Origin of the sequence: Haloferax sulfurifontis ATCC BAA-897, assembly GCF_000337835.1 — an archaeon.
In the GTDB taxonomy this organism is placed as follows: domain Archaea; phylum Halobacteriota; class Halobacteria; order Halobacteriales; family Haloferacaceae; genus Haloferax; species Haloferax denitrificans.
In genome coordinates, this window is sequence record NZ_AOLM01000022.1 from 51,483 (window position 1) to 65,122 (window position 13,640).

The following is a 13,640-nucleotide window of genomic DNA, read 5'->3' on the forward strand; positions in this document are numbered from 1 at the left end:
CGGTCGTGCGGACGGTGGTGCGTGGTGCCGAACCCCATATTCGAATCCCCCGCGTTGCGTCTCAGACGCGCTCGACGGAGAACGACACGTCGTCGGCGTCGCCGGTCGCCTCGTCGAGGAGGTCTCTGACCCGCGCTCGCGCGTCGGCGGCGTCGGCGGCGAGGACGACGAGCCCCTCCGCGCGGTCGTCGCCGACGGCCGTCCACGCGTCGAGCGTCCCGTCGCCGGCGTCGTCTTCGAACTCCGTCGCGAACGTCCGGAGGACGGTCACGACGCGCCGCTCGGTGCTGGCGAGGTCCGCGTCACCCGATTCGAGGTCGCGGATGGCGTCTTCGATGTTGCGGATGGCGGAGATTCGGTCCATCGGTCGTCTGTCCCCTCAGCGCACGCTCCACTAAGTTCGTCGGTTCCGCGCGGGAACGGTCGCGGACGGTGTGAGAATCGAGGTCGGCGGCTCAGGTCGCGCGGTACACGTCGCCGCGGGGCTCGTAGATGTCGCCTTTCATCTTGAGCTTGTCAAGCTGGTCGTTGACCGTCTTCTCGTCCATGTTCAGCTCGCTGTTGGCGCGTTCGAGGACCTCCTCGTGGGGCGCGCCCTCATCGTACTCCTCCTGCATGGTGCGGATGAGTTCGAGGAGGTTCTTGATGCGGTCGCGCTGGGTCTTCGAGCGACCCGTCTCGACGATGTCGGCGTCGAACTCGCCGGTCTCGGGGTCCATGCCGATGTCGCGCAGGCAGGACTCGACGATGCCCGTGACGCGCTCTGCGTCCTCGCGGGTCACCTTGTCCGAGAGGCGGACGCGGGCCGAGGCCTCGCCGAGGCGGACGAGCGCTTCGAGCTTCCGGGCGGTCACGGGGACGGGCGCGTCCTCGTCGGCACCGCGGGCGCGGAAGTCAACGTAGAAGTCGCGGATGACCTGTTTCGCCTCGTCGGTCATCGTCGGATAGCAGGTGCGCTTCGCGTAGGCGATGTACTTGCGAAGCAGGTCCGCGTCGATGGTGGGCGCGACCTCGTCGGTGACGGCGTCGACCTGCTGTTCGGTGAACTCGGAGTTGGCGACGTTCGTTCGCTGGGTGTTCAGCTCGCCCGCGTAGTTGGTCTTGAGGATGTGGTCCGCGAGCTTCGAGTCCTCGTCGGGGTCGGGGTCGTCCGTGACCGTGAAGATGAGGTCGAACCGGGAGATGAGCGCGGGTTCGAGGTCTATCTGCTCGCCGATCGGCTCGTACTGGTCGAAGCGGCCGTACTTCGGGTTCGCCGCGCCGAGGAGCGAACAGCGCGACTTGAGCGTCGCGTTGATGCCGGCCTTGGAGACCGAAATCTGCTGTTGTTCGAGCCCCTCGTGCATCGCAGAACGGTCCTCGGGCCGCATCTTGTCCAGTTCGTCGACCGCCGCGATACCCTTGTCCGCGAGGACGAGCGCGCCGGCTTCGAGCGTCCACTGCTGGCCGTCGCCGAAGTCGTCGCGGACGGCCGCGGCGGTGAGACCCGCCGAGGACGAACCCTTGCCGGAGGTGTAGACCGACCGAGGAGCGATATGTCGGATATATGATAACATCTGCGATTTGCCAGTTCCGGGGTCCCCTATCAACAGCATGTGCAGGTCGCCGCGAATCCGCGACCCGTCGGGTAGGTGTTTCGTGACGCCCGAGAACAGTTGGAGAATCATGGCCATCTTCTCTTGCTCGTAGCCGTAGATGGCGGGCGCGACGGACTCGACCATCTTCTCGTAGATGGCCGGGTCGTTCGAGAGTTCGACGATTTCGGCCACGTCCTCGTCGGATATCTCCATGTCCTCGAACTCCTCGTCTTCGATGGTGAGCGAGATGCCCTCCATGTAGTAGTCGAAGACGGGGGTCTTCTCGTTGCCCGAGGTCTGCTGTTCGATGTGGAGGATGCCGACGGCGGTGACGTGGTCGCCGGCGGTGACCTTGCCGGTCACGTCGTCAGAGAGGTTGATGTCGATCGACTGCGGCGTCTCGCCCCCGCGCAGGCCCTCGGGGGACTCCTGAACGCGCAGTTTCTGGGAGTCGACGAAGTTCGACTGGTCGAAGTCGATGCGGAACGGCCCCTGACGCTCGCATCCCTGACACTCGTGGGGTTCCTGAAAGCCGCCGTCGCCCTGCGGGATGTAGCTCATCGTCCCACAGCGCTGGCACTCGAAGGCGGCCTCCGTGATTTTCGGGCGCACGTCGGTCGCCTTGCGGACGATGCCCTGCACCGAGATGAGCGTCCCGATGTGGTCGTCGTTGACCCGGATGTTCCGGATATCGACCGCCTCGGGGAGGTTTCGCATCCGGACGTGCGCCTGCCCGAGTTTCACGTCCGCGGGGAGGTCGAACAGGCGCAGGGCCTCCTCCGCGTACTCCTGGAACTGACCGGGCTTCGTGATGTAGTCGTCCGCGAGCTCCGAGTCGAACCGATAGAGGTCGTCGTAATCGATGTACAGCGACCGCTTTTCCTTCGGGTACTGCTGTGCGAGCGTCCCGATCTCCTCTCGGTAGTAGTTCCGGTAGAACTCGATGAACCGCTCCGTCAGGTCTCGGTTCTGGGGGGCCTGCGCCATCGCACAGGGGTATGTCCCCAAGTGGTTAAGAACCTTCGTCGTCTGACCGACCGCTACAGTGACACGTCGGTCTCGATATCTTCTGTCGCCTCGCGGAGGCCGTCGCGTCGGGCGTCCTCGGCCAGCCGGTTCGAGAGGTCGTCGTCGGTCAACAGCTCCGCGAAGTCGTCGCGGAAGCGGTAGTTGGCCCGGCTCGAGCGGATGTCCGCCTCGGCGGCGGGGCGGCACTCGGCGACGACTTCGACGGGCACGTCGAGCGTCTCGGCGATGGTCTCGTCGTCCGCGCCGTCGACGAGCAGGTTGTCGAAGCGGTCGGCGTCGAACGGGAACTCGCGGTCGGCGTCGCGGACGAGATGGAGGTCGAACCGGGCGGTGCGAACCGCCTCGGGCGACGCGTCGAGTTCGACCGCGAGGTCGGCGTCGGAGTCGCCGTCGAAGAAGCCGACGACGAGCGCGACGAGCGCGTCGTCGTCGAAGCCGGTCTCGAACGCGTAGCGCTCGCGCATCGTCGCCACGGTGTCGTGGACGCGCTCGCGGACCGCTTCGGGGTCGTCCACGTCGGCGAGCGACCCGCGCGACTCGGACTGCTGTTCGGTCACGGTGTCCGAGCCGGTCGCCTCGATGAAGATGTCGCGGAGCTCGGCGGTCTTTTCGTCCATACCCGGAGAATGGCACGTCCAGCGTCTTTAATGATGCTGACCCGAGAGCCGCCGAGCGCCGGAGAGACGACTCGAATCGACCGACGAGGCCCGAACCGGCTCCCCGGCCGCGAACTTCGTAAACCGATAGGTTAAACTGGGTTTACGAGACAGCGATGGGCATGGCAACCGAACGCGAGTCTGTCGAACTCGTCGGCGACGAACTCGTCGGCAACATCGCCCGCGCCGCCCTGTTCGCGGCGCTCATGGGCGCGGGCAGTTACGTCTCGTTCCCGAACCCCGTCTCGCCGATTCCGGTGACGATGCAGGTGCTCGTCGTCTTCCTCGCGGGCATCTTCCTCGGCCCCGTCTGGGGCGGCGGCTCCATCGCGCTCTACCTCGTCGCGGGCGGCCTCGGTGCGCCGGTGTTCGCCGGCGGCTCCGCCGGGTTCGCGCCGCTCGTCGGCCCGACCGCCGGCTACCTCTGGTCGTACCCCGTCGCCGCGGCCGTCGTCGGCCTCGTCGTCCACGGCGGCGTCGACATCGGCGACTACCGCGTGCGCACCGTCCGACTCGTCGGCGCGATGGTCGCGGGCACCGTCGTCGTCTACGCCTTCGGGACGCTCGGGTTCGCGTACGTCCAAAGCGTCGGCCTCGAATCCGCCTTCTGGACGGCCTCCGCCGCGTTCATCCCCGCCGAGGCGTTCAAAATCGCCGCCGCGGTCGGCATCGTCCGCTCCGACGCCATCGCCGCCCAGTAGATGATTCGCGTCGAGGGACTCGTCCACCGCTACGGCGACACGGTCGCGGTCGACGGGGTCGACCTCGCCATCGACGACGGCGAGTGCGTCATCGTCGCGGGCGCGAACGGCTCCGGCAAGACCACGCTCGTCCGGCACTTCAACGGCCTGCTCGACCCCGACGAGGGGACGGTCTCGGTCAACGGCCGCCGGGTCGCCGACGACCTCGTCGCCGCCCGGACCGCGGTGGCGATGGTGTTCCAGCGCCCCGAAGACCAACTGGTCGCCGCGACAATCGGCGCTGACGTGGCGTTCGGCCCGGAGAACCTCGGCCTCGACCGCGACGAGATCGACCGCCGCGTCAGCGAGTCGCTGGCCGCGGTCAACCTCGACGGCCGGGAAGACGAGCGCGTCGACGCCCTCTCCGGGGGCGAAGTCGAACGCCTCGCCATCGCCGGCGCGCTGGCGATGCATCCCGACCATCTCGTCTTGGACGAGCCGTTCACCGGCCTCGACGAACTCGCCCGGCGCTCCGTGCTCGCCCGCCTCCGGGACCTCCGCGCCGAGGGCACGAGCCTCGTCGTCGTCACCCACGACCTGCGCGACGTGGCCGAGTTGGCCGACCGCGTGGTCGCCCTCGCCGACGGAGACGTCGCCCTCGACGCCGCGCCCGACGAGGCCGCAGACCGCCTCCCCGACCTCGACGTTCGCCCGCCGTGTTGACCTACGAGCCGGGCGACAGCCTCGCCCACCGACTCGACCCGCGGACCAAGCTCGCGGTGCAGGTCGCCTTCGCGGCGGCCGGGTTCGCGCACACGACGCCCGCCGGGCTCGTCGTCCTCGGCGCCGTCGCCGCGGGCTGTCTCCGCGCCGCCGACACCTCACCGGTGTCCGCCCTCCGCGACCTCCGCTATGCGATTCCGTTCCTCGCGCTCGGCCCGGTCGTCGAGGCCGCCCGCCTCGGCGCGCCGTGGTTCGACCCCGAGGCGGCCGTCGAACCGGCGCTCGCCAGCGTCCGCGTGCTTTTCGTCTTCTTCGTCGCGGCGGCGTACGTCAGGACGACGCCCGTGCGCGAGTCCCGCGCGGCGATTCAGCGACTCGTGCCGGGTCGCGTCGGCGTCGCGCTCGGCGTCGGCGTCGCGCTCGTCTTCCGGTTTCTCCCCTTGATCCGCCGCGACCTGCGTCGCGTCCGCGAGGCGCAGGCGGCCCGCCTCGGGAGCGAACGGCGGCTGGACGAACGGCTCTCGCTCGTCGCCACCGGCGGCCTCCGGCGGTCGTTCGCGCGGGCCGACGCGCTCGCGCTCGCCCTCCGCGCGCGGTGTTTCGCGTGGAACCCGACGCTCCCCGAGATTCGGTTCGACCGGCGCGACGCGCCCGGACTCGTCCTCGCCGCCGCGCTCCTCGCCAGCCTCGCGCTCTGAGGTCGCCGGAGCGCTCGTAATCCGCCGACCGACACGCCTCGGGTGGCAAGATTTAACCCGCCGTTCTCCGGTGATTGATTATGGACTTTGCGGCACAGGCGGATGTTACGCGGGAGACGTTCTGGACGATTAGTCCGGTCGGCGAGGCGCTCTTCTACGGTCTGGCCGTCATCGCGTCGCTCGTCTTCCTCTATGGGGTGTACGAGCGGTTCGCGCGATACGCGCGGGGTGGCGAAGACCCGTTCGACCGGCTGTCCGACCTCCCGGGACGGACGGTTCGGGCCGCGAAAGTGGTGTTCTCCAACGAAAAGCAGTTCAAACGCGACCGGTTCGCCGGCGTGATGCACGCGTTCATTATGTGGGGCTTCCTGACGCTCCTCATCGGGACGACCATCCTCGCCATCGACATCGACGTGTGGCGGCGGGTGACGGGCAGTTCCTTCTTCGTCGGCGACTTCTACCGCTCGTACTCGTTCGTCATGGACCTCATGGGTCTCGCGTTCGTCGTCGGCGTCGGGATGGCGCTGTGGCGGCGCTACGGGGTCCGGCACCCGCGGCTGTGGGGCAAACACACCGGCTTCGAGGACGCCGCGTTCGTCTGGACGCTGTTTCTCCTCGGCGTCGGCGGCTACGTCCTCGAAGGCGTCCGCATCGTCGGCACCGACTTCCCCGACTTCGAGACGGTGAGTTTCGTCGGCTACTTCGTCGCCGTCGTGTTCGAGACCGCGGGCATGGGACAGGGCCTCGCCCAGACGCTCTACTGGTTCGGCTGGTGGTCCCACGCGCTCCTCGCCTTGGCGTTCGTCGCCGCCGTACCCTACGCCAAGCCCCTGCACATGCTCACCTCCTTCGCCAACGTCGTCACCGCAGACGAGAAGGCCGGCAAGCGCCTCCCGGCGGTCCCCGCGGACACGCCGCCGGACGAAATCGGCTACGTCTCCGAGGACGACTTCTCGTGGAAGGCGATGCTCGACATGGACGCCTGCACGAAGTGCGGCCGCTGTACCGACGCCTGCCCGGCGAAGGCCTCCGGCCGCAACCTCGACCCGCGGGACGTGATTCTCGACCTGAAGACCTACCGCGAGTCGGTCGACGCCGGCGGCGACTCCGTCGACATCGTCGCGGACGGCGGCACCTCCGTCGTCGACGCCGAGTCGATGGAGTCCTGCATGGCCTGCATGGCCTGCATGGACGCCTGCCCGGTCGATATCGAGCACCTCACGCACTTCACCGAGATGAACCGCCGGCTCACCGAGACGGGCCAACAGCAAGAGCCGGTGCAGGAGGCGATGATGAACATCTTCCAGAACGGCAACGCCTTCGGCGACCCCCAGCGCAAGCGCCCCGACTGGACCGACGACCTCGACTTCGAGGTGCCCGACGCCCGCGACGAACCGGTCGAGTTCCTCTGGTACGTCGGCGACTACCCCTCCTACGACGAGCGCAACCGCGCCGTCGCCCGCTCTTTGGCCCGCATCTTCGAGGAAGCCGGCGTCTCCTACGGCATCCTCTACGAGGACGAAGGGCACGACGGCAACGACGTGCGCCGCGTCGGCGAGGAGGGCCTCTACGAGATGCTCGTCGAGGACAACGTCGCCGCGATGGCCGACTGCGAGTTCGAGAAAATCGTCTGCACCGACCCGCACTCGTACAACACGTTCAAAAACGAGTACCCGGAGATGGACGACTCGTTCGACTACCCGGTGTACCACTACACCCAACTGGTCGAGCGCCTCGTCGTCGACGACCGCCTCGACCTCGCGGGCGACGAACTCGCCGCCCAGACCGTGACGTACCACGACCCGTGTCACCTCGGCCGGTACAACGGCGAGTACGAAGCGCCCCGCGAGGTCATCCGCGCGACCGGCGTCGAACTCGCCGAGATGCCGCGCAACCGCGACCAGTCGTTCTGCTGTGGCGGCGGCGGCGGCGGCCTCTGGATGGACCACGACGAGGAGTCGAAACCGTCCGAAGAGCGTCTGCGCGAGGCGCTGGACGACACGACCGGCGGCGTCGAGCGGTTCGTCGTCGCCTGCCCGATGTGCGCGACGATGTACGAAGACGGCCGCAAGACCGGCGACTACGAAGAGGACATCGACGTCGTTGACATCGCCGAACTCGTCGTTGAGGCGCTCGACGCGAAGGCCGCCGCGGCGACGGAAGCGGGCACGGATACGACGCCCGCGTCGGCCGACTGAGTCGGCGGCGCGGCCGTTCTATCTTCGTTTCGTCTCTCCGGTTCTATGCTATTCTAAGTCCAACCGCTCGATGGACTCGCGGATGACGTCCGCCGACTCCCGGAGCGCCGCCGTCTCGTCCGCCGAGAGGTCGAACTCGTGGACGTCGCGGACGCCGCCTTGGTTGACGGTACACGGGAGGCTCATGTAGACGTCGTCGATGCCGTGTTCGCCCGAGACGAGCGTCGAGACGGTGAGGATGGAGTTGTCGTCGCCGAGGATGCGTTCCGTGGTCGCGGCCACCGAGCGCGCGACGCCGTAGTTCGTTCGCTCCTTGCGCTCGATAATCTCGTAGGCGGCCTCGCGCACCTCCTCTTCGACGCGGGCTTTGAGCGCGTCCACGTCGTCGACGCCGTGGCTGGTGGCGTACGACACGAACGGGATGCCGCCGAGGTTCGCCGAACTCCAGACGAGCACCTCGCTGTCGCCGTGCTCGCCGACGACGTAGGCGTGGACGTTCGCGGGGTCGAGGTCGAACTCGCGGCTGAGCGAGTGGCGGAACCGCGACGTGTCGAGGACGGTCCCCGACCCGATGACGCGCTCGGCCGGCAGGTCCGACACCTTCCACGTGACGTACGACAGCACGTCGACGGGGTTGGTGACGATGAGCATCACGGCGTCGTCGTTCAGCCCCTCGGTAATCTGCGGAATCATGTCGGCGAAGATGTCGGCGTTCCGCTCCATCAGGTCGAGGCGGGTCTCGTCCGGCTTCTGGCTGGCACCGGCGGTGACGATGACCACGTCGGCGTCCCAGCAGTCCTCGTAGTCGCCCGTCCGCACCCGGACCGGCGACGTGAAGTACGACCCGTGGTTGAGGTCCATCGCCTCGCCCTCGACGCGCTCTTCGGCGATATCGACGAGGATGATTTCGCCCACGAGACTGCTCTCCATCAGCGCGAACGCCGTGCTCGACCCGACTGCGCCCGCACCGCCGACGACCGCCACCGTACCTTTGCCGCGTTCAGTGCTCATACCGGTCGTTCGAGCGACGGCTTGATAAAAACAGAGCTCCGTTTCGAAGAACTGGGAGTACAACTCCCGTAACGGATGATAATTTGTTAGAAACCGTCCGATAGCGGCGTATTTTTTTAAAGATGAAGAAGTATCGGAGTCGTCGAACCGTCGCACCGGTACCACGCCGACCGTCGCGGGTGCGGTCGCCCGCCGCCCGCGGAGTTACTCGCGGTCGTACTCTTTCTTGAAGCCGCGGAACTCGGTCCGGTGGGCCTCCTCGTCGGCGAGGATGGTCACGGCGAGGTCCTCGGTGACGGGGTCGTTGGCCTCCTCGGCCGCGTCGATGAGCGCGCGGTAGGTCTCGATAGCGTCCTCCTCGGCACCGAGAACGCCGTTGATGACGGCGAGCACGTCCGTGCTGTCCTCGGGCGGCTGGAGGTCGTGCTGGCGCGCCTCGAAGGACCCGGAGCCCGGCGGTTTCTCGTCCAGTTGCTTCAGTCGGTTCCCGAGTTGCTCCGCGTGGGTGAGCTCCTCTTGGATGTCGGTCTGGAGGGACTGCTTTATCTCCTCGGCCCGGACGCCGTCGAGGACGATAGAGTTCGTCATGTAGTTCATCACCGTCTCGATCTCGTCCTGGTAGGCGCGCTTCAACAGCGCGGTTACGTCCTCGGACATAGCGACTTCGTATTGACGCTCTGGCAACAAATAGCTGTTCGCCGCGGCGAGTCGGGCGGGCGGTCGAGCCGTCGGCGTCGGCGAAAATCGGCGTGTGAGACGGGTCGGCGGCGCGGGAGTTCAGTCTTCGAGCGCGACGAGTTCGACGACGTACCCGTCGGGGTCCTTCACGAACGCCGCGCGGGCGTTCGCCGGGTCGATGTCGACCGGCGGCTTGACGACCTCCGGCGACTGCGCCTCGACGATGTCCTCGAACGCGCGGTCGGCGTCGGCGACTTCGACCGCGACGTGGTCGATGCCGGCGGGTTCGACGCGCGCCGCCGAGGTCGGGTCGTACTTGAACTGCAGTTCCATGTCGGTGTCGTCGCTACCGACGTAGACGTTCCGGACGCCGTCGAGTTCGAACTCGTTGGTCCGTTCGAGACCGAGGTCGGTGTAGAAGTCGAGCGTGGCGTCGATGTCCGAGACGACGAGGGCGGTGTGGATGAGACCCATGGCCGACGCGACGCGGCGCGGAGAGATAACGTCTGGTCTTCGTGTCAGGCCTGCCGCGAGGCGTCCACGTCGATGGCGTCGACGGGGCAGATGTCGACACAGAGCATGCAGTCGATACACTGGTCTTCGTTGGTCGGTTCGACCTTCTGCTCGCTCACCGGGTGGTCGGGCGTGTCGACCCACGTGAACACGTCCACGGGGCAGTTTTCGAGGCACGCGCCGTCCGCGAGACAGATGTCGTAGTCGACGGCGACGTGGGTGCCGTGGATGCCGAGTTTCTCCGGCGGTTCGACGGGCCCCCAGACGGCGACGCCGTTTTCGTCGCCCGCTCGCTCCCGGTTCTGGTCGAAGTTCGAGTCGATAGCCATCGCCGGGCGTTGGCCGCACCGGGTACTAAAACGTCCGCATCGGCGACGCGAGAAATCGAAGACGGAATCGGGGCCGGGCCGGGGCCGGTCACCGAGAGGCGACCGGGGCGCGCCGTCGACATCCGCGAGGAGCGCGGTCGCTCGGAAGCGTGACGGCGAAAGGAAACCAGCGGGCGAACGTCAGTCGGGCGACTATACCCGCGCGGCCTCGATGTGTTCGAGGACGCGCGAGATGTGGTGGTCGTCCCGGGCGGGCGCCTGTGTCCGATAGGTGCGGAGGGCGTCTACGAGATAGTCGAGTTCGGCGCTGTCGAAATCTTCGTCGCCGGCCTCGACCCGCGCGAGCAGGCCGGGGGCCGGCGTCGGCTCTTCGTCTGCATCGACCGCCCGCTCGATGGCGTCGAGCAACGCGGCGTGGACGACCCACGTCTCTTCGCGAGAGAGGTCGAGCGCCGTCGGACGGTCCTGGGCCGATGTGGTCATTGTGGGGCCTCTACCGTAACCTATGGGCGGGGAGGCATAAATGTATGTGTACTGTTGTCATGCGACACGCACGACCGCGAAAGCCACGGGGGCGTCCGCTCCCGACGGCTAGTCGAATGCTTCGATTCCCGTCAGGTCAGCGCCGAGGACGAGCGTGTGGATGTCGTCGGTCCCCTCGTAGGTGTAGACGGTCTCGATGTTCTCCATGTGGCGCATCGGCGAGTAGTCGGTCGTGATGCCGTTGCCGCCGAGCATCTCGCGGGCGGTTCGGGTAACCTCGCGGGCGACCCGGACGTTGTGGCGCTTCGCCATCGACACCTGCTGGTGTCGCAGGTCGCCGCGCTCTTTGAGGTCGGCGAGGCGGTGGGCCATCAGTTGCGCGTTCGTGATTTGGGTCGCCATCTCCGCGAGCTTGCCCTGCTGGAGTTGGAACCGCGCGATTGGGCCGCCGAACTGGTCGCGGTCCTTCGCGTACTGACGGGCGTCTTCGAAGGCGTCGCGTGCCGCGCCGACGACGCCCCACGCGATGCCGAACCGCGCCTGCGTGAGACACGAAAGCGGCCCCTTCATCCCCTCGACGCCCGGGAGGACGTCTTCCTCGGGGACCCGCACGTCGTCGAGGCCGATTTCGCCCGTGACCGACGCGCGCATCGAGAGCTTGTCCTCGATTTTGTTCGTCGTCACGCCGTCGCGGTCGGTCTCGACGAGGAACCCGCGGACCGGCGACCCCTCCGCCGACACGTCGCGCGCCCAGACGACCGCCACGTCGGCGATGGGCGAGTTCGTAATCCACGTCTTCGAGCCGTTGAGGACGTAGCCGTCGGCGTCGCGCTCGGCGCGGGTCTCCATCCCCGACGGGTCGGAGCCGTGTTGCGGTTCGGTCAGACCGAAACAGCCGACCGCTTCGCCCGACCCGAGCTTCGGGAGCCAGCGCTGTTTCTGCTCGTCGGAGCCGTAGGCGTGGATGGGGTAGATGACGAGCGACCCCTGGACGCTCGCCATCGACCGGAGGCCGGAGTCGCCGGCTTCGAGTTCCTGCATCAGGAGGCCGTAGGCGCGCTCGCCGAGACCGGGGAGGCCGTAGCCGTCGAGGTTGGGCGCGTAGAAGCCGAGTTCGCCCATCTTCGGAATGAGGTCGGTCGGGAACGTCCCGGCCTCGTAGTGCTCGCCGATGTCGGGTTTGACCTGCTCGTCGACGAAGCGCCGGGCCTCGTCGCGGACGAGTTTCTCTTCGCCGGTCAGGTCGCCCTCCAATTCCAGATAATCGAGCATGATGGTTTCTGCGCTCGGCGCGGTGAAAAGCGATTCGCTCGGTCGAGGTTCGCGGAGACGGACGGTCGAAAAGCCGGAGACGGAAGCGGGGCGGTCGTGATTCAGAGACGGCTCCGAAACCGCGAGACGGCAGTCGAGCCGTCAGGCCGCCGATTCGACCGGGCCCGCGTTCGCCCGGTTCACGTAGCCGACGAAGTTGTCGAACAGGCGCTTGGCCTCGCAGGCCGCGGCGTAGTTCTCCGGCGTGATGCCGTCGACCACCGACTGAATCCGCTCGTCGGGGAGGAACTCCTTCTGCCGGGCGATGGTCTCGGCGGTGTCGGTGTCGTACTCGGGGTGGAACTGGACGCCGAAGGCGTGGTTCCGGCGGAACGCGTGGACGCCGAACTCGTTTTCGGCGAGGAGGTCCGCGCCCGACGGGAGTTCGGCCACTCGGTCGCCGTGGGAGGTGAAGACGGTGAATCGCTCGCCGATGCCGGCGAGGATGTCGTCCTCGTCGTCGGGGCGGGTGCGTTCGATTTCGTTGTAGCCGAGTTCGAACTCGCCCATGTCCTCGACGGTGCCGCCGAGGGCCGCCGCGACGACCTGATGGCCGAAACAGACACCCAAGAGAGGAACGCCGCGCTCGTCCGCGTCGGCGACCCACGACACGAGGCTTCGAATCCACGGCTCGTCCCAGTAGACCGACGACGACGAGCCGCTGATAACGACGCCGTCGTAGTCGAAGTGGTCTGGGAGACGGCCGTCGGTAACGTCGAACTCGACGAGGTCGGCGTCGAGTTCGCGCCTGAAGTTTCGTGACGTGCTCGAATCGCCGTGGGAGGCGTCCAAGAACGCGAGTCGCGGGCGAGTCATCGTGGAGAGACAATCGGCGGGGCTCTAAAGAAGTTGCGCCCGGACCGCTCACTGCCGGCATCTGCGAGGCGCGACGGCGGCCGCGACAGCGGGGCGAACGCGCCGGAACGACGCTCAGTCGTCGCCGACCGATTCGAGAAAGGAGACGAGCGCGTCGTTGACGAGCCGCGACCGCTCGACGGTGACGAGGTGCCGCGCGCCCGCGAACGACTCGAACTCGCCGCGCGGGAGTCCCTCGGCCAGCGCGCGGCCCCCCTCGACCGGCCAGACCGGGTCGTCGTCGCCGTGGAGGACGAGCGTCGGGACCGTCACCTCGTACAGCGGGCCGGCGTCGTAGTCGGCGACGGCGGCGGCCTGCGCGGCCCACGCCTCCGGGTCGGCGTCTTCGCGTCCGCGCCACGAGACGAGTTGGTCGACCACCTCGGGCTGTTCCGCGCGGAACGCCTCGGAGAGCGCCGGCGCGAGCGACTCGCGGAGCGCGGCCGGGTCGTCGGGCGCGGCAGAGAGCGGTTCGGGGTCGACTCCCTCCCCGGAGGCGGCGGTGCCGACGAGCGTGAGGCTCCGGGCGCGGTTCGTCGTCCGCGCGGTCTCCAGCGCGACCAGCCCGCCGAGGCCGAACCCGACGAGGTGGGCCTTCCGGACGTTCGCGTCCGCGAGGACGGCCACGAGGTCGGAGACGAGCGTCTCGACCGAGTACGGTCCCGCGGGGGCGTCGGAGCGTCCGGCCCCGCGGAGGTCGATCACGAGGCTCTCGTAGGGCCCGGCGACGGCGGCGTGTTGCCAGCCCCACTGCCACGCGCCGTAGCCCGCGTCGCCGACGAAGGCGACCGTCTCGCCGTCGCCCTCGCTGTCGTAGTACAGTTCGACCCCGTCCGCGACTGCCGTGGGCATACCGGTGGCTCGGCGGGCGAGCGACTTAGGGCGTCCGTCTCGGGCGC

General features: G+C 68.0%; 15 protein-coding genes. 4 read left to right on the top strand and 11 right to left on the bottom strand.

Features of this window, described 5'->3' with window-relative positions; all coding sequences use genetic code 11:
- Nucleotides 1-61: 61 nt before the first annotated feature.
- From C441_RS13150 to C441_RS13160, 3 genes are all read right to left on the bottom strand, one after another.
- Nucleotides 62-364, bottom strand: a complete 303-nt coding sequence (locus C441_RS13150; RefSeq protein WP_007275510.1) for a DUF7854 family protein — start codon at nt 362-364, stop codon at nt 62-64.
- A gap of 91 nt (nt 365-455) precedes the next feature.
- On the bottom strand, nt 456-2,564 hold the full coding sequence (locus C441_RS13155; RefSeq protein WP_007275511.1) for a minichromosome maintenance protein MCM: 2,109 nt from the start codon (nt 2,562-2,564) through the stop codon (nt 456-458).
- A gap of 53 nt (nt 2,565-2,617) precedes the next feature.
- A complete protein-coding gene (locus tag C441_RS13160; RefSeq protein ID WP_007275512.1) occupies nt 2,618-3,223 on the bottom strand; it encodes a hypothetical protein in 606 nt (201 codons plus the stop codon).
- A gap of 161 nt (nt 3,224-3,384) precedes the next feature.
- On the opposite strand from C441_RS13160, the gene C441_RS13165 reads away from it, so the two are divergent.
- The 4 genes from C441_RS13165 to C441_RS13180 all read left to right on the top strand — a co-directional run bounded on the left by C441_RS13165 (nt 3,385) and on the right by C441_RS13180 (nt 7,561).
- Nucleotides 3,385-3,963 carry a biotin transporter BioY gene (locus C441_RS13165; RefSeq protein WP_049920595.1) on the top strand — a complete coding sequence of 193 codons (579 nt, stop codon included), beginning with the start codon at nt 3,385-3,387 and terminating at the stop codon, nt 3,961-3,963.
- Nucleotides 3,964-4,665 carry an energy-coupling factor ABC transporter ATP-binding protein gene (locus C441_RS13170; RefSeq protein WP_007275514.1) on the top strand — a complete coding sequence of 234 codons (702 nt, stop codon included), beginning with the start codon at nt 3,964-3,966 and terminating at the stop codon, nt 4,663-4,665.
- Nucleotides 4,659-5,363 carry an energy-coupling factor transporter transmembrane component T family protein gene (locus C441_RS13175; protein WP_007275515.1) on the top strand — a complete coding sequence of 235 codons (705 nt, stop codon included), beginning with the start codon at nt 4,659-4,661 and terminating at the stop codon, nt 5,361-5,363. Before C441_RS13170 ends, C441_RS13175 begins: the two co-directional genes overlap by 7 nt.
- Nucleotides 5,364-5,443: 80 nt before the next feature.
- Nucleotides 5,444-7,561 carry a (Fe-S)-binding protein gene (locus C441_RS13180; RefSeq protein ID WP_007275516.1) on the top strand — a complete coding sequence of 706 codons (2,118 nt, stop codon included), beginning with the start codon at nt 5,444-5,446 and terminating at the stop codon, nt 7,559-7,561.
- Between the two features lie 48 nt (nt 7,562-7,609).
- Here C441_RS13180 and C441_RS13185 read toward each other — a convergent pair whose 3' ends face one another.
- The 8 genes from C441_RS13185 to C441_RS13220 all read right to left on the bottom strand — a co-directional run bounded on the left by C441_RS13185 (nt 7,610) and on the right by C441_RS13220 (nt 13,593).
- Complete coding sequence (locus C441_RS13185; RefSeq protein WP_007275517.1) at nt 7,610-8,572, bottom strand: L-lactate dehydrogenase; 963 nt, start codon at nt 8,570-8,572, stop codon at nt 7,610-7,612.
- 204 nt (nt 8,573-8,776) lie between these two features.
- Nucleotides 8,777-9,229, bottom strand: coding sequence for a ferritin-like domain-containing protein (locus C441_RS13190; protein WP_007275518.1), 453 nt, complete (start codon nt 9,227-9,229; stop codon nt 8,777-8,779).
- A 120-nt stretch (nt 9,230-9,349) separates the two neighbouring features.
- On the bottom strand, nt 9,350-9,724 hold the full coding sequence (locus tag C441_RS13195) for a VOC family protein (protein WP_007275519.1): 375 nt from the start codon (nt 9,722-9,724) through the stop codon (nt 9,350-9,352).
- 44 nt (nt 9,725-9,768) lie between these two features.
- Nucleotides 9,769-10,092, bottom strand: coding sequence for a 4Fe-4S dicluster domain-containing protein (locus C441_RS13200; RefSeq protein WP_007275520.1), 324 nt, complete (start codon nt 10,090-10,092; stop codon nt 9,769-9,771).
- 192 nt (nt 10,093-10,284) lie between these two features.
- Nucleotides 10,285-10,575, bottom strand: coding sequence for a DUF7853 family protein (locus tag C441_RS13205; protein WP_004968958.1), 291 nt, complete (start codon nt 10,573-10,575; stop codon nt 10,285-10,287).
- 108 nt (nt 10,576-10,683) lie between these two features.
- On the bottom strand, nt 10,684-11,847 hold the full coding sequence (locus C441_RS13210; RefSeq protein ID WP_007275521.1) for an acyl-CoA dehydrogenase family protein: 1,164 nt from the start codon (nt 11,845-11,847) through the stop codon (nt 10,684-10,686).
- Nucleotides 11,848-11,988: 141 nt separating this feature from the next.
- Complete coding sequence (locus C441_RS13215; protein ID WP_007275522.1) at nt 11,989-12,702, bottom strand: type 1 glutamine amidotransferase; 714 nt, start codon at nt 12,700-12,702, stop codon at nt 11,989-11,991.
- Between the two features lie 114 nt (nt 12,703-12,816).
- Nucleotides 12,817-13,593, bottom strand: coding sequence for an alpha/beta fold hydrolase (locus tag C441_RS13220; protein ID WP_007275523.1), 777 nt, complete (start codon nt 13,591-13,593; stop codon nt 12,817-12,819).
- Nucleotides 13,594-13,640 lie beyond the last annotated feature (47 nt).